The sequence below is a fragment of the Eubacteriaceae bacterium ES3 genome (assembly GCA_030586155.1).
Taxonomy (GTDB): Bacteria; Bacillota; Clostridia; order Eubacteriales; family Eubacteriaceae; genus Acetobacterium.
The window spans coordinates 2,449,534-2,466,377 of the sequence record CP130741.1 but is presented as its reverse complement, the minus strand read 5'-3'; the positions used below and the strand labels follow the sequence as shown (position 1 = coordinate 2,466,377).

Annotated in this window: 13 protein-coding genes and 6 riboswitches; all 13 genes read left to right on the top strand. The window is 37.2% G+C overall.

Annotated features, from left to right (window positions below):
- Positions 1-37: 37 nt before the first annotated feature.
- Positions 38-979, top strand: a complete 942-nt coding sequence (locus tag Q5O24_11310; GenBank protein ID WKY46942.1) for a glycosyltransferase — start codon at positions 38-40, stop codon at positions 977-979.
- Positions 980-985: 6 nt separating this feature from the next.
- A complete protein-coding gene (locus Q5O24_11305) occupies positions 986-2,401 on the top strand; it encodes a lipopolysaccharide biosynthesis protein (GenBank protein WKY46941.1) in 1,416 nt (471 codons plus the stop codon).
- A 53-nt stretch (positions 2,402-2,454) separates the two neighbouring features.
- Positions 2,455-3,075, top strand: coding sequence for a VanZ family protein (locus tag Q5O24_11300; protein ID WKY46940.1), 621 nt, complete (start codon positions 2,455-2,457; stop codon positions 3,073-3,075).
- A gap of 29 nt (positions 3,076-3,104) precedes the next feature.
- Positions 3,105-3,722, top strand: a complete 618-nt coding sequence (locus Q5O24_11295; protein ID WKY46939.1) for a sugar transferase — start codon at positions 3,105-3,107, stop codon at positions 3,720-3,722.
- A 14-nt stretch (positions 3,723-3,736) separates the two neighbouring features.
- Positions 3,737-4,573 (top strand): aldolase/citrate lyase family protein, encoded by an 837-nt coding sequence (locus tag Q5O24_11290; protein ID WKY46938.1) that lies wholly within the window; start codon positions 3,737-3,739, stop codon positions 4,571-4,573.
- Between the two features lie 138 nt (positions 4,574-4,711).
- Entirely contained in the window at positions 4,712-5,830 is a 1,119-nt protein-coding gene (locus Q5O24_11285; GenBank protein ID WKY46937.1) for a glycosyltransferase family 4 protein, read from the top strand.
- Between the two features lie 10 nt (positions 5,831-5,840).
- Entirely contained in the window at positions 5,841-6,950 is a 1,110-nt protein-coding gene (locus Q5O24_11280; protein ID WKY46936.1) for a glycosyltransferase family 1 protein, read from the top strand.
- A 2-nt stretch (positions 6,951-6,952) separates the two neighbouring features.
- Positions 6,953-8,131, top strand: a complete 1,179-nt coding sequence (locus tag Q5O24_11275; protein WKY46935.1) for a hypothetical protein — start codon at positions 6,953-6,955, stop codon at positions 8,129-8,131.
- Positions 8,132-8,160: 29 nt separating this feature from the next.
- On the top strand, positions 8,161-9,180 hold the full coding sequence (locus Q5O24_11270; GenBank protein ID WKY46934.1) for a glycosyltransferase: 1,020 nt from the start codon (positions 8,161-8,163) through the stop codon (positions 9,178-9,180).
- A gap of 447 nt (positions 9,181-9,627) precedes the next feature.
- Positions 9,628-9,703: riboswitch (cyclic di-GMP riboswitch) on the top strand.
- Positions 9,704-9,765: 62 nt separating this feature from the next.
- A riboswitch (cyclic di-GMP riboswitch) is annotated at positions 9,766-9,841 on the top strand.
- A 47-nt stretch (positions 9,842-9,888) separates the two neighbouring features.
- A riboswitch (cyclic di-GMP riboswitch) is annotated at positions 9,889-9,963 on the top strand.
- A 13-nt stretch (positions 9,964-9,976) separates the two neighbouring features.
- Complete coding sequence (locus tag Q5O24_11265; protein ID WKY46933.1) at positions 9,977-11,431, top strand: right-handed parallel beta-helix repeat-containing protein; 1,455 nt, start codon at positions 9,977-9,979, stop codon at positions 11,429-11,431.
- A gap of 197 nt (positions 11,432-11,628) precedes the next feature.
- Positions 11,629-11,703: riboswitch (cyclic di-GMP riboswitch) on the top strand.
- A gap of 9 nt (positions 11,704-11,712) precedes the next feature.
- Positions 11,713-13,542, top strand: a complete 1,830-nt coding sequence (locus Q5O24_11260; GenBank protein WKY46932.1) for a right-handed parallel beta-helix repeat-containing protein — start codon at positions 11,713-11,715, stop codon at positions 13,540-13,542.
- Positions 13,543-13,827: 285 nt separating this feature from the next.
- Complete coding sequence (locus tag Q5O24_11255) at positions 13,828-14,673, top strand: leucyl/phenylalanyl-tRNA--protein transferase (protein WKY46931.1); 846 nt, start codon at positions 13,828-13,830, stop codon at positions 14,671-14,673.
- 189 nt (positions 14,674-14,862) lie between these two features.
- Positions 14,863-14,938, top strand: a riboswitch (cyclic di-GMP riboswitch).
- Positions 14,939-14,985: 47 nt separating this feature from the next.
- A riboswitch (cyclic di-GMP riboswitch) is annotated at positions 14,986-15,060 on the top strand.
- A 12-nt stretch (positions 15,061-15,072) separates the two neighbouring features.
- Complete coding sequence (locus tag Q5O24_11250) at positions 15,073-16,650, top strand: right-handed parallel beta-helix repeat-containing protein (protein WKY46930.1); 1,578 nt, start codon at positions 15,073-15,075, stop codon at positions 16,648-16,650.
- Positions 16,651-16,844: the final 194 nt, after the last annotated feature.

The window sequence follows — 16,844 nt, the reverse complement described above, 5'->3', positions numbered from 1 at the left end:
AAATATTGTTATTGGTAAAATAACACAGGAGAAAAAAATGAAAGTATCAACTGTAATGTCGACATACAATGGAAGACGATATTTGCCTGAAATGTTGGATTCTATAAGAAAACAGACAAGAGAAATAGATGAAGTTCTGATTTATGATGATAAATCAAGTGATGAGACTGTTTCTTATATCGATAAATATATTGCCGAACATAAGTTGGTTAAATGGAAATTAAAAGTAAATAAAACAAATCTGGGCTGGGAACGGAATTTTTTTCAGGGCCTTAAAAAGGCGACAGGCGATGTTATTTTCCTTTGTGATCAGGATGATATCTGGCACGAGGAACGAATCGAGAAAATGACCAGAGCTTTTGAAGAAAATGATGATATTTGGCTGCTGGCTTCTGGTTTTCATGCTTTTACTGAGACTGGTGGAGAGATGATCTATCAGCAGTCTGTAAAGACTGAAAGTCAGGGAATTGTGAGTAAAGTTACATTTGATAAGCATTATTATAAAATTCTTCGACCTGGATGTACAATGGCCTTTCGTAAAGATCTATTGCCGATGTTTGAAGAAAACTGGGAAAAAGGTACGCCACATGATGTGGTTTTATGGGTTGTTGCAGCATTGTTAGATAAACTATTTCTTTATGACCAAACCTTTATCGAATACCGGAGACATGCAAATAATGCTTCACGCTCAATTAAATATAATTATTTATATACAGTAAATGAAATAGTTAGAACAATTCGGATTAATCAGTGGTATCTTAAATCAGAATACTATAAACCGGAAAAAAGGAAGCTGATAGAAAGTTTAAATATTTGGTGTGATCTTCGAAATAAACTTTTGACAGAAAAAAAGTTCTTTGCATGGCTCAAACTGTTTAAATATCGTGAGTTTTATTTTACGCAAAGACAATATCTGGTGGATGGATATTATTTCGTGGAGCAGTTTAAAGACAAAAATACTGTTGGCAGAGAACACTGAGAAACTATGGAATTAAAAAAGTCAGTATTAATCAATGCTTCCGGAAAGTATACAAAAGTAGTTTTATCGCTTCTAGTGAACGCTGTATTAGCAAGAATTTTATCACCTGAGGATTACGGAATTGTCGCCGTTGTTACTGTATTTTCCACCTTTTTCACAACTTTTTCAGATATGGGGTTTGGACCTGCTATTATCCAGAAAAAAGATCTTACAAAAGAGGATATTAATAATATCTATTCATTTACTGTTTATGTTTCAGTGGTATTGATGTTTGTGTTTATCTTGTGTGCTTATCCGATTGCATCTTTTTATGAAGATGATGTATTTATCTCATTGGGACAAATGTTAAGTATTGCTCTTTTATTTAATGCTTTAAATATGGTTCCCAACGGAATTCTGAACAGGGAAAAGAAGTTTGCAAGTATTGCCGTCAGAACAGTTGTGGTCTATGTAGGCGCTTCGGTAATTAGTATTTTTCTGGCATTTATGGGCTTCCGTTATTATGCCCTGGCAATTCAGGCTATTTTAGTGGCATTATTCACTTTTATTTGGAATTTTGGGACAACACGTCCAAGATTTCGTTTTAAAATTGATATGGACAGTATAAAAAAAGTTATAAATTATTCAAGTTACCAGTTTGCTTTTAATCTGATTAATTATTTTTCAAAAAATCTTGATAATTTGCTGATTGGAAAGTTTATGGGAAGTGCAGAGTTAGGATATTACAATAAAGCCTATACCCTAATGGTGTATCCGGTAAATAATCTAACGGGCGTTATTTCACCGGTATTGCATCCAGTTCTTTCGGATTATCAGCAACAGTTAGATATTATATATAGAAAATACATGAAAATTGTACATCTGTTAGCCTGTGTTGGATTATACATAGCACCGGTGTGTTTCCTTGGAGCCAATGAGATAATAAATATTTTTTATGGCAGGAACTGGGGTGCCTCAGTGAGCTGCTTCCAGTATTTGTCGATTGCAATTGTTCCTCAGATGATCAACTCAAGTTCTGGAGCTATTTTTCAGTCTCTTGGTAATACCAGACAACTCTTTGCAAACGGCCTGATCAATACCTGTGTAACGGTTATCGCTATATTAATTGGGGTTTTTGTGGGAGGAAGCATTGAAACGGTATCAATCTGTGTCGCGGCTGCCTATCTCTTTCATTTTATAACCGCATCAGTAATGCTGATAAAACTTGGATTTAAATATCAGTTGATTGCATATATAAAGGACCTGGTTCCAGTGCTATTTGTGCTTTTGGCGATGATTGCCGGGGTTGTTTTATATCCGTTTTCGATTGAATCAGTGTTGCTGTCTATCTTTGTAAAATGCGTCTATTTAGGCATTTTTTTTATAGGTTCAATATTTGTAAGCAGAGAGTACAAACAGCTGCTTTTTTTACTTAAAAAATGATGAAAAATGTAGGTCATATTTTATAATTTAGAATATTTATTTGAGGAATTTTAATGGAAGAAGTGCTTCGTTATTATAATTTTTTTATACAGCATGGAATATTTTCAAGTCGAAAAACGATTATTGAAACAGTAATTGTCGTTTTATTAATCATAACGTTGCTAATTTTTAATAAGGAAAAATGGTCAGCCCGTGAAAAGGTTGGAAGAATGGCAGTGTGGTTCTATTTATATTTGATATTTTTGTTTACGTTTTTAGCTCGCTCATCTAATGAAGAAGCTGGTAAAAATCTGCTTTTATTCTGGTCATATCAACATATCTATTCTACCCATGATTTCTACATTGTGCTGGAAGTTCTGATAAATTGTTTGATGTTTGTTCCAGTAGGAATTTTGGTTCCCTGGGCATACAGAAACTATTTGCATGAGGAAATGGTCAGGGAGCGCAATACAGTTATGCTGTTTGGGCTGATTGTTTCGATTTCCGTGGAATGTCTGCAATTAGTAACAAAAACAGGTTTTTTTGAATGGGATGACATTATGCACAATATGATTGGTCTAGTTTGGGGATACGGCCTTTTTCTATGGATGATGGGGAAAAAATTTTGGGAAGTGCATCGGTATTTTTTGCCAATGGTTGCCGTTGGATTGGCTTTACTTATTACCATGTTGTAATGGATTGAAGACGTGATGGAGGTGGAAATATGTATCCTGTTGTAAAACGAATGGGTGATATAGTGATTGCACTGTTTGGTTTAATATTACTTAGTCCGGTTTTATTAATTGCCATGCTGGCAATAAGGATTGACTCAGAGGGACCAATCATTTTTAAGCAGCAGCGTTTGGGAAAAAATGGAAAAGTCTTTGAGATTTATAAATTTCGCTCAATGTGTGTGGGCGCTGAAAAAGGCGGCGTGTATGAAAAAAAAGGCGATAAAAGAGTCACTAAAGTTGGTCGTATTATCCGCAAAACGAGTATTGATGAATTTCCGCAGTTTATGAATATTTTAAAAGGTGATATGTCTTTAATTGGACCGAGACCGCCCTTGACCTATCATCCCTGGCCTTTTGAAGAATATAGTGATGAACAGAAAAGAATGTTTGATGTTCGTCCTGGGGTAACAGGTTGGGCACAGGTAAATGGTAGAAAAGATGTTGAATGGAATAGACGGATTGAACTCAGTGTTGAATATGTAGAGAAAATGTCATTAACCTTTGATCTTCTGATATTTTTTAAAACTATTTCAAAAGTCATAAGAATGAAAGACAATGTAAACACACATGAGACGGTAGATAAAAAGTCAAATAAAACAAATGAGTGAGAAGGTATAAAATAATGAATTTGAAATTGATGTATATTACTAATGATCCAGAGGTTGCAAAGGTGGCAGAAGTTGCTGGCGTGGATTGGGTGTTTATTGATTTGGAAATTAACGGCAAAGAAGAACGTCAAGGTCATTTGGATACGGTAATTTCGAGACACTCAATTGATGATGTCGAAAAAGTTCGGAGGGCTTTAACCCAGTCAAAGCTTCTGGTACGCATCAATCCTATTTATGAAGAATCAGAGGAAGAAATTAACAAGGTCATAAATGATGGTGCGGATATTGTGATGCTGCCTTTTTTTAAAACAGCCGGAGAGGTAGAGACTTTTATTGATATCGTAGCTGGTCGAGCAAAAACGTGTCTGCTTTTGGAGACTCCGGAAGCAGTCGAATGCCTGGAGGGTATATTATCCATTGAAGGAATTGATTTCATTCATATTGGATTAAATGATTTACATCTGGGTTACGGAATGGACTTTATGTTTGAATTATTGTCAAATGGAACAGTTGAACGCTTATGTGAAAAATTTCGAGATAAGAAGATAGCTTATGGCTTTGGCGGCATTGCTCGATTGGGCGAAGGGGAGTTGCCGGCGGAATTGATTATTGCTGAGCATTATAGATTGGGTTCAGAAATGGCTATTTTGTCGAGAAGTTTTTGTAATTTAAATAAAATTAATGATCGTAGTCAAATAAAAGATTTGTTTCAATCAGGCGTTTCAGAGATACGAGATTATGAAAAAGCACTGGGAGATAAAGAGGGCCCTTTTTTTGATGAAAATTCGGTAATGATTAAAGAAAAAGTGGCTAATATTGTTGAACGAATTGCCTCAAAACGTAAAAAGTGATTGGACGAACGCGAATTTTTACAGCATATTACCAATAATATATTTTTGTCAAAGAAAAAATAGGTTAGTAAACGAGTTGATGGGATCTTAAGGACATAATTTGAAATAGTTGACCTGATTTTAACTGGGAGTGTAGATATGAAAGTAATGGTGATTTCTCCAAAAAACAAAGCGATATTTAATTTTAGAGGTGATTTAATAAAAGAAATGATCAGACAAGGACATGAAGTTGTTGCAACCGGTCCGAATCAAGATAATTTAGATGATATTTTAGCATTAGGAGCTGATTTTATTGAAGTTCCATTGGTGAAAGATAATACAAGTATTTGGGGAGACCTAAAATACTATCAGAATTTAAAAAAAGTTTTTCTTAAGGAAAAACCGGATGTGGTTTTTGCTTTTACGATAAAACCGGTTATTTATGGGAGTTTGGCGGCTAAAAGGGCAGGAGTCAGAAAAATATACGCGATGGTAACAGGACTTGGTAGGGTGTATTCATCCAATAGTATGAAGTCAAAATTACTAAGAGTGGTCACCGGTATATTATATAAAAGTGCCTTTAAAGGATGCGATCGAGTTATATTTCAGAATGACGATGATCGAATGAAATTTGTTAATCTGAAATACACAACAGAAGAAAAAACGGTGCGTGTTGATGGCTCAGGTGTCAATCTACAACGTTTTCAGGTAGCCAGTTTACCCAATGAAAATATCTTTTTGATGATTGCCAGAATTATTAAAGAAAAAGGTGTCCTTGATTTTGCAGAGGCAGCACGAATTGTAAAAATAGATTATCCAGAAGCCTGTTTTATTTTACTTGGGGGCTATGATAAATCTATCGGTGCAATAAGACAGGAAGACCTCGAACCCTACATTAGTGAGGGTACAATCGAATTTCCAGGTGAAGTTAAGGATGTAGTTCCCTATCTTAAAGAAGCAAGGATTTTTGTACTGCCATCATATTATGGAGAAGGTTTACCGAGAACAATACTTGAATCTATGGCAATGGGTCGTCCTGTAATTACCACAGACTGGCAGGGATGTAGAGATGCTGTGGAAAATGGTGTTAATGGATACCTGGTTAAACCCAGGGATCCAATTAGTTTAAGCCTGGCGATGAAAAAAATGATTGAAGAACCACAAAAAGCTAAGGCTATGGGAGAAAATGGTAGAAAGTTATGCCAGGAAAAATATGATGTTAATTTAGTGAACAAACATATGCTGTCAATTATGGGGTTGATAGAGGGAAAATCATAAGGGGGAACATATGAAAGAGCCAGTGAGAATACTCCATGTTTTTGGTAAATTGAATAGAGGTGGGGCAGAAACAATGATAATGAATCTTTATCGCGAAATTGACCGATCGAAGATTCAGTTTGACTTTGTTATTCACACTGAAGAAGAATGCGATTATAATCTTGAAATTGAATCTTTAGGAGGCATAATTCATCATGTCCCTCAATATACCGGTAAAAATCATTTCAAATATAAAAAAGCATGGCGGGATTTCTTTATTGAACATAGCAGCTATAAAATAATACATAGTCATGTGCGAAGTACAGCATCGATCTATTTGGCAATGGCAAGAAAGCGTGGTATATACACGATTGCTCACAGCCATAATACATCGTCAGGTTCGGGTGTTTCCTCAATAGCTAAAAATATCCTTCAATATCGGCTAAGATATATCGCTGATGATTTGTTTGCCTGTTCTAAAGATGCCGGCGAATGGCTGTTCGGTAATAAATGTCACTTTCATATTCTCAAAAATGCTATTGATACTGATAAATTCAGGTTCAACGAAGAAATACGGCAGACAAAAAGAGCTGAGCTAAACGTGACTGATAGATTGGTGATCGGTCATGTTGGTCGGTTCGATCCGCAAAAGAACCATACATTTTTAATTGACATATTTAAGGTAATCAACTTGAAGTGGGAGAACGCCACCCTGGTCCTCATTGGGGATGGTGGGCTGAAAAACAGTATCGAAAAAAAAGTAAATGACCTTGGTTTAGAGAAGACGGTGATTTTTACAGGGGTGAGATCAGACGTACCAGAGCTTTTACAGGCAGTTGATGTGTTTTTATTTCCTTCGTTGTTTGAAGGGTTGCCGCTGACTCTAGTAGAAGCACAAGCTGCAGGGTTGCCGTGTGTGATATCCGATACTATAACCAGGGAAATCGTGATGAAAGATGAGTTGATTACATTTGTTTTACTGGAGGATGAACCAGAAACATGGGCAGATGAAGTCTTGAAAAACAGGGCAGTAAGGTTAAACGCGCAGGATGAAATAAAAAATAATGGTTATGACATTCATTCGAGCGTGGAATGGCTTCAGGCGTATTATTTAAAAATATTCGCTGAGAATAAGGTGTAGATATGAATACTGCGATTAATACTAATATAGAAGATTATCGATATTTTTTTATTGCTCTTGTTCCAGTGTTGGCACTGTATCAGTTTATCCCACTCGTTAATTTGGGTTATTTATTTTTGATGCTGATTATTTTTATAAAAGTTATAAAAGATAATTTGATTGTTGAAATAAATATTCAGTTGTTGCTGGTCATGACAGCTTTTATACTGCTTAATTTTTTCGTTGGAGGCACAAAATATCTGTCAATAACAAGTACCCTAAATAATACAGCAGGGATGATTGTGTTTACGATTATAGCCATTGTTTTGTGTTGTCCGGGTTATATTGAACCGGAAAAACTATATAAAGCCTGTAAAGTGGTTAGTATAGCAGCGACTTTGTTTTTGATCTATCAATTTCTAGCCTATAATCTTTTAGATGTTACGGTTTGGGGAAAAATCCCTTTTTTAACGCAGGTTGAAGATGGATTTACATCGATGGAAAATGGACGACCCAATTCTTTTTTCTATGAACCGGCACATTTTATTATTTATATTATGCCAGTCTATGCAATGTCAATTATCAAAAAGGAATATTGGTTATCAATATTTTTAGCGATTGGGACAATTTTATCAACGAGCACGACTGGCTTTGTTCTGCTGTTTGCTATTCCGGTTATCATAGCAATCAAGAATTCAATCTCACTGATCATTACCTCAGGCGTTTTACTGATTGCTATGGGTATAATCAGTCAGCTGGCTGTTTTTACCGAACAATACTTAAATAAACTTGGGCTTTCCAGCTTATTGCAAAATACCAGGTTGTTTGGCACTCTGGATTATTTTCAGTATTTTTCGATTAAGGAATGGATTTTTGGAATTGGGTTTAACAGACTGGCAGAATGGCTTTATTTGAATGGGATAAGCTATGGTAGAAACTATTCGAATTCTGTAGTATTTATGATGTTCTCGTTTGGTGTAATTGGTTTTTTAATCTTCATCTATTTATGTGTTATTCTTTATAGGAATATCCAATATGAATATCGGGTCATGTGGTTTATTCTAATGTTTATTTTAGCCAGTGATCAAATATTTTTTAATAGAAACTTTCTTTACCTGATCATTTGGATTTACGCAGTTCATAAAAAAGAGGATGAGGTATTAGAACTGGTTGATTCATACAACGTTGAGTTACTAAGATAGAAATTCTATTGGGAATGAGGTTAGGTTTTATGGAGCCTTTAATTAGTATAATTATGCCAGTATATAATGCGGAAAAAAGAATGCGGATTTCAATCGACAGTATTCTGGCTCAAACATATAAAAATTTTGAATTGATCTTGGTAGATGACGGCTCAAGAGATTTATCGCCGCAAATATGTGATGAGTATTCTGCCCTTGACCCAAGAGTAAAGGCTATTCACCAGAAAAATTTGAGGGTAAGTGAAGCAAGAAATACCGGGATTCGAAACGCGGTTGGTGAGTTCATATCATTTGTTGATGCGGATGATATTCTTAACGCAAATGCTTACAAAGAGGTAATGGAAATCCTGGCAGATTATTCAATTGATATTGTGATGTTTGGGATGAGTTTTGACTATTATAAGAAAGAAGTGCTCAAAAAAAGGGTAATCAGGTCTGTTGAAAAAAGTTATAATATTAATAAAAATGAGCTAAAAACGTATTTTTTAACGTTGTATGATAATAATTATTTAAGTCCGGTTTGGAACAAAGTAATTAGAACTAAAGTGATAAAAGAAAATAAAATCAGCTTCGAAAATGAGATGTCACTTCTCGAGGATTTCAAATTTTCGTTGGATGTTCTTGATAAAGTTGAAAGAATATCGGTATTGTCCAAGCCGTTATATGAATATTACCACGATCTGGAAGTTTCCACTCTGAAAAGAAGACCAAATATTGATTTTATGAGAAATTTTCAGATCCTTGATCAGCAGCTGCGGTATTTTGCAAAAAAGTATGAATTGGACGAAGGAGTTAATGGTAAAAAAATTAATGGGATGATTATCAGATATTACATGATTGCTATCGAAAAGCTGTTTTCAAGCAATGAAAATGCTCAATACAAATTCAACGAAATGAAACGCATCATTGAAACTAAAGAATTTCAAAGGGCTTTGCAAACGGATTACATAACCAGAGGAAGACTCAAAAGTATCTATGATCTTTTGAAAAAAGGCAGATATAGAAGATTATTTTTGATATTTTTTGCCAATGATGTTGTTAGAAAATAAAACTTATAACCGATATTGCTGAGCATTTAATTCCATATTTCCGGGGTCATCTAGGTTACTAAAAAATTATTCGTTTCTGGACACTCAGGTAGCAGAAAACGAGGATGATTTTAGTTAAGATGATCTTTTTGTATTTTTTGTCCGGGAAATTTGAGAGAATAATATTATTCTTGATTCGCGAAAAATTTGAAATAACCTGGTTTAGATTCAGATTTTTAAAAGGGCTATCTAAAGGAAATTAAAGTTTTCTTAACATATATAGAGATAAAATAAATTAATATTTGGAACATCCACATAAGATTAAACAAAAGAGCAATATGTGAGATGAAATAAATTTAATGTGTGTAAAATAAGAAACAACAACGAAAATCGATAAAAATATTGACTTGGGTATTGTCAGGTGATATAGTTATGTCAAGGAACGAACGGAAACGATAAAATTCGAAGTATTGACAAAAGCAAACCAGTCGAAAGACTGGGACGCAAAACTAAAGGGCCTGTAAAATGGCAGCCAGTTGTCGAAAGGAAGCGAAGGATTTTCTAATACTCGGACCGCAAACTAAATATAATGTTGAAGTGAACTTTCAACGATAATAGCAAACCAGTCGAAAGGCTGGGACGCAAAACTAAAGGGCCTGTAAAATGGCAGCCAGTTACCGAAAGGAAGTTTTTTATTGTGAATTTTTTAATATGTCGTGTGTGATTATTCCACGATAATGGCAAACCGGGCGAAAGACCGGGACGCAAAGCCAAGGGCCTGTAAGATGGCAGCCGGCTACCGAAAAGGAGTAAAAAAATGAAAAAGTTATCTGCACTTTTAGTGATTGTAGTGATGTTGTTCAGTAGCGTATCAGTTTATGCAGCACCTAAAGATAAAACTTGGAATCCCAATAAACCAGCCAAGGAAACTGTAACAGAAGAAGCAGTAGTCGAAGAACCGGTAGTGGAAGATCCGGTAGTCGAAGAACCGGTAGTGGATGTAACAACACCGGAAGAAATAGTAGTGGAAGAACCAGTAGTGGATGAAACAACACCGGAAGAGACAGTGCCGGAACAGAGTGAACCAGTTGATACAGGAAGTGGCGTCAGTGTATTGGATTTTGGGGCTAAAGGTGATGGCGTAACGAATGACACATCGGCAATCCAGGCGGCACTTAATGCCAACTCAGCCGTTTATATTCCCGACGGAACCTACATGATTGATGTCAACACATCATTAGAACCAAACTCAGGACAAACCATAACACTTGCTGAAAACGCAGTATTAAAAGCCATTCCAAGCTCAAATTCGACAAATGCAGTAATCCGCATCAGTGGTCAGAATAATATCACAATCGCTGGTGGAAGTATTGTCGGTGAAAGATACGGTCATTTAGGAACAACCGGTGCCTGGGGAATGGGCGTAACCATTCTGGATGGTGCCAGTGGAATTGATATCAGCAATATGACAATTACTGACTGTTGGGGAGATGGCATTTACCTGGGTGGTACTCCGGCGGTAAGCGCAGTAACGGTTGATAATGTAGTCAGTGATAATAACCGAAGACAGGGAATGTCAATTACAAACGCCAGCAATGTAGCTGTCAGCAACAGTGTTTTCAGTAACACAAATGGAACAGCACCACAGGCCGGAATTGATATCGAACCAAACGGCGGTCAGTCAGCTTCAGAAATAACAATCAACAATGTACAGACTAATAATAATATGGGTATGGGAATTCAGTTACTGGGAACAAACGGAACTGTTCAGGGTGTTGAAATCAGCAACAGTGAAATAAGTGACAACAACGAAGTCGGTTTAAAACTGGATACTGCCAGTGATGTAAGTGCAGACAGTGTCGTGATTTCAAACAACAGTTATGGAATTGATATTCCGAGAAACCTTACAAATGCATCATTTACTAATATGACCATTACCAACAACAGGTCACGCGGCGTATCAATGGTAACTTCAAGACAAAGCTCTGGCGTTCAGAATATCGTGTTTGAAGACAGTGTCATTTCAAACAGCAGTCAAGGTTCTCCGGCAACGATGGATGGTGTAAGAATTGACAGTTATGATTCGACTGGCGTTATGACAGATATTGCTTTCAGAAATGTACAGTTTATCGATAATCAGTCAGTAGCAACTCAGAGATATGGCTTAACAATGGGGTCTTCATCAACCATTAGTGGTGTAACAGTAGATTCAAGCTGTAGCTTCTCTGGAAATGCAGCAGGTTCTTATATCGGAACATTGAGCTTTGTATAAGTCAATAAAGAGTGTTAACATTTCCTGATAACAGAGGATACATACATTTAATTTTAAACTTAAGGGTTGTCAATCATTCGAATTGACAGCCCTTAAAAAGTAAATTAGTTGAAAGATTGGTATAGGGCCTGAAAGATGGCAGTTTGTAATTTTAAAAAGTTTTCATAGTAAATTTAAGTCATCGTGAGTAAATTATTCCACGATAATAGCAAACCGGGCGAAAGACCGGGACGCAAAGCCAAGGGCCTGTAAGATGGCAGCCGGCTACCGAAAGGATAAGGATGTTAAAACAATATAGTAAAGTTAATGCAGGATTTTTAAGTCTTTTATTTTTGATGATCAGTTTTCTAAATCTTTCAATGCCGATGGAGAAAGTGGCAGCAGCTCAAGTAACCGATTTTGGGGTATCTTATCGAACTCATATTCAGAACGAAGGATGGGCTCAGGGCTTTGTCAATGATGGCGATCTTTCCGGTTCAGAAGGAAAAGGCCTGCGATTGGAAGGCATTGAAATTAAACTGACAGGTGATGTTCCCGGAGATCTGGGAATTGAATACCGCACTCATATCCAGAACATTGGTTGGGAAGAAGAATTTGCTTCAAATGGAGATTTTTCAGGTTCGGAAGGCCAGGGCCTAAGACTGGAAGGTATTGAAATCCGTTTGACTGGACAAGAAGCTCAGAATTACTCAGTAAAATATCGTACTCACATCCAGAATGAAGGTTGGGAGCAAGGCTGGGTATATGATGGTGCCATGGCTGGATCAGAAGGAAAAGGCTTGCGTCTGGAAGCGATTGAAGTTGTAATTGAAGAAAAAGCTGCAGCTAGTGATAATTTAGGAAATAGCGGTTCGACAAATGTGTCAACTGACCAGACACAAGAAGAAACAATACCGGAAGAGACAGTACCAGAACAGAGTGAACCAGTTGATACAGGAAGCGGCGTCAGTGTATTGGATTTTGGAGCTAAAGGTGATGGCGTAGCGAATGACACATCAGCAATCCAGGCGGCACTTAATGCCAACTCAGCCGTTTACATACCCGACGGAACCTACATGATTGATGTCAACACCTCGTTAAAACCTCAATCAGGACAAACCATTACGCTTGCTGAAAATGCAGTATTAAAAGCCATTCCAAGCTCAAATTCGACAAATGCAGTAATCCGCATCAGTGGTCAGAATAATATTACAATCACAGGTGGAAGTATTGTCGGTGAAAGATACGGTCACTTTGGAACAACCGGTGCCTGGGGAATGGGCGTAACCATTCTGGATGGTGCCAGTGGAATTGATATCAGCAATATGACAATTACTGACTGTTGGGGAGATGGCATTTACCTGGGTGGTACTCCGGCGGTAAGCGCAGTAACGGTTGATAATGTAGTCAGTGATAATAACCGGAGACAGGGAATGTCAATTACAAACGCCAGTAATGTAACTGTCAGCAACAGTGTTTTCAGTAACACCAATGGAACAGCACCACAGGCTGGAATTGATATCGAACCAAACGGCGGTCAGTCAGCTTCACAAATAACAATCATCAATGTACAGTCTTATAACAATAAAGGTATGGGAATTCAGCTACTGGGAACAAACGGAAGTGTTCAGGGAGTCGACATTATCAATAGTAGGTTAAGTGACAACAACGAAGTCGGTTTAAAACTGGATACTGCCAGTGATGTAAGTGCTGATTATGTCGAGATTTCAAACAACAGTTATGGAATTGATATTCCGAGAAATCTGATAAATGCATCATTTTCTAATATGACCATCACCAACAACAGGTCACGCGGCGTATCAATGGTAACTTCAAGACAAAGCTCTGGCGTTCAAAACATTGTATTTAGAGACAGTGTTATTTCAAACAGCAGTCAAGGTTCTCCGGCAACGATGGATGGTGTAAGAATTGACAGTTATGATTCGACTGGTGTTATGTCTAATATAGCCTTTAAAAATGTAAAATTTGTCGATAATCAGTCAGTAGCAACTCAGAGGTATGGTTTAACAATGGGTTCTTCATCAACCATTAGCGGTGTAACAGTTGATTCAAGCTGCAGTTTTGCAGGTAACGCAGCAGGATCTTATATTGGAGCATTGAGTTTTGTATAAGTCAATAAAGCGTGTCAGTATCTCCTCATATTAAAGGAGTAAACAAAATTAATAGCTAAAAAAAAAGGGCTGTCAATCGAATGAATTGGCACCCCTTTTGTTGTTTAAAATTAGAATGAAGATATAAACGCTCTGAAAGGCTCGCAAAGAATGCGTCTAAATATAATTTTATTATTGATAAATGCTATAGTAAGGAAATAATGGGGTATTTAATAATAGATATGAATTTGGTTAACTGCGATAAAGTGAGTCAGATTGTATAAATTTTAAGCTGGGGGGATAAAAATGGGAAAATTAATTTCAGAAATTTCTAAGATTGATAAAAAATATTTCAAAGGAAATTTGAATACATTTTATTCTCGGCATCTAAGATATCGAAAAAAAGTATATCAATTAACAGAAGAGCTGTATTTTCCGCCCCATGAAGCGGCAAATGAGAAATTTAAAATGGGCCCAAATGGTAAATTGTTAGCATTTGGTGGTGATTTCTCCCCGGAACGAATCATTTTAGCATATAAAAACGGGATTTATCCTTTGTCCTACGAAGGTCAGCCGCTGTTATGGTGGACGACGGATACCTATTGTGTTTTATTTCTTGAGGATTTACACATCAGAAGAACGGTTTGTAAATTTATTAAGAACGATAATTTTCGAATCACTGCAGATAGAGCCTATTTTGAAGTTGTCAATGCCTGCTCTGAAAACAGAAAAGGGCCAACATGGATAACAAATAAAAGAAAAGAAGCTGCCGTTAAGCTATTCGAGATGGGTAAGGCCCACTCTGTTGAAGTGTGGCAGGATGACCAGCTGATTGGAGGTTTGTTTGGCGTTATAGTTGGGGCTTGTTTTTACAATGAATCAATGTTTACCCGCAAGGATTGCGGTTCGAAAATAGCCATGACTGCACTGGCACTTAGATTAAAAGAACTGAATTTTAGGATAATGGATTTAGGTATGTGGCCCACTGAGAATTTGAGACGATATGGATCAACGCAGATTTGTCGGGAGGAACATATAGATGAGATGAAAAAATGTCTTAATTCACCTTGTTATGAATGTGACTGGAGCGAGCTATTTAAAGACTGGGATTTTAAATCCGCGGTTAATAAACAGCGATATCGGGAACAATGATTTGAAGCTCAACAGGGGGAGAATAGTCGGCAATTGAATGCATTGAAAAGGTTTAAAAACCACAAATTATAAACATAGTAGAGATATAAACAACATATATTGGTTTAAAAAAAGAAAAAGAACAAAAATAGATAAAAATGTTGACGCCGCGATTGTCAGATGATATAGTTACGTCAAGAAGTAAACTTTCAACGATAATAGCAAACCAGTCGAAAGGTTGGGACGCAAAACTAGAGGGCCTGTAAAATGGCAGCCAGTCACCGAAAGGAAGTTTTTTATTGTGAATTTTTTAATATGTCGTGTGTGATTATTCCACGATAATGGCAAACCGGGCGAAAGACCGGGACGCAAAGCCATGGGCCTGTAAAATGGCAGCCGGCTACCGAAAAGGAGTAAAAAATGAAAAAGCTATCGGCACTTTTATTGGTTGCAGTGATGTTATTTAGTGCTTCGCCAGTACAGGCGAAGTCAAGATGGGATAGATGGGATTGGAGTAAGATCTGGAATCCTACGAAATGGCATGAAATTTGGAATCCGGTAGAGGAAGAAGAAACAGCTTCCCCAGAAGAAACTACAACACCTGAGGAATCAGCTGTAGAAGAACCAGCAGTGGATGAAACAACACCGGAAGAAGCAGTAGTCGAAGAACCGGTAGTGGATGAAACAACACCGGAAGAAGTAGTAGTCGAAGAACCGGTAGTGGATGAAACAACACCGGAAGAAATAGTAGTGGAAGAACCAGTAGTGGATGAAACAACACCGGAAGAGACAGTGCCGGAACAGAGTGAACCAGTTGATACAGGAAGTGGCGTCAGTGTATTGGATTTTGGGGCTAAAGGTGATGGCGTAACGAATGACACATCGGCAATCCAGGCGGCACTTAATGCCAACTCAGCCGTTTATATTCCCGACGGAACCTACATGATTGATGTCAACACATCATTAGAACCAAACTCAGGACAAACCATAACACTTGCTGAAAACGCAGTATTAAAAGCCATTCCAAGCTCAAATTCGACAAATGCAGTAATCCGCATCAGTGGTCAGAATAATATCACAATCGCTGGTGGAAGTATTGTCGGTGAAAGATACGGTCATTTAGGAACAACCGGTGCCTGGGGAATGGGCGTAACCATTCTGGATGGTGCCAGTGGAATTGATATCAGCAATATGACAATTACTGACTGTTGGGGAGATGGCATTTACCTGGGTGGTACTCCGGCGGTAAGCGCAGTAACGGTTGATAATGTAGTCAGTGATAATAACCGAAGACAGGGAATGTCAATTACAAACGCCAGCAATGTAGCTGTCAGCAACAGTGTTTTCAGTAACACAAATGGAACAGCACCACAGGCCGGAATTGATATCGAACCAAACGGCGGTCAGTCAGCTTCACAAATAACAATCATCAATGTACAGACTAATAATAATATGGGTATGGGAATTCAGTTACTGGGAACAAACGGAACTGTTCAGGGCGTTGAAATCAGCAACAGTGAAATAAGTGACAACAACGAAGTCGGTTTAAAACTGGATACTGCCAATGATGTAAGTGCAGACAGTGTCGTGATTTCAAACAACAGTTATGGAATTGATATTCCGAGAAACCTTACAAATGCATCATTTACTAATATGACCATTACCAACAACAGGTCGCGCGGCGTATCAATGGTAACTTCAAGACAAAGCTCTGGCGTTCAGAATATCGTGTTTGAAGACAGTGTCATTTCAAACAGCAGTCAAGGTTCTCCGGCAACGATGGATGGTGTAAGAATCGACAGTTATGATTCGACTGGGGTTATGACAGATATTGCTTTCAGAAATGTACAGTTTATCGATAATCAGTCAGTAGCAACTCAGAGATATGGCTTAACAATGGGTTCTTCATCAACCATTAGTGGTGTAACAGTAGATTCAAGCTGTAGCTTCTCTGGAAATGCAGCAGGTTCTTATATCGGAACATTGAGCTTTGTATAAGTCAATAAAGAGTGTTAAAATTACCAGATATTTAAGGAAAACATAAAGTTAATTTCAAAACTTCGGGGTTGTCAATAATATGAATTGACAACCCTTTTGAGTTATTCAATTTTTGCAGCTATCAAGCTGAGAATGATCTATATTGACATTGCATAAGATTTTGGATAAAATTATATTATTTAAAAGAATGGATC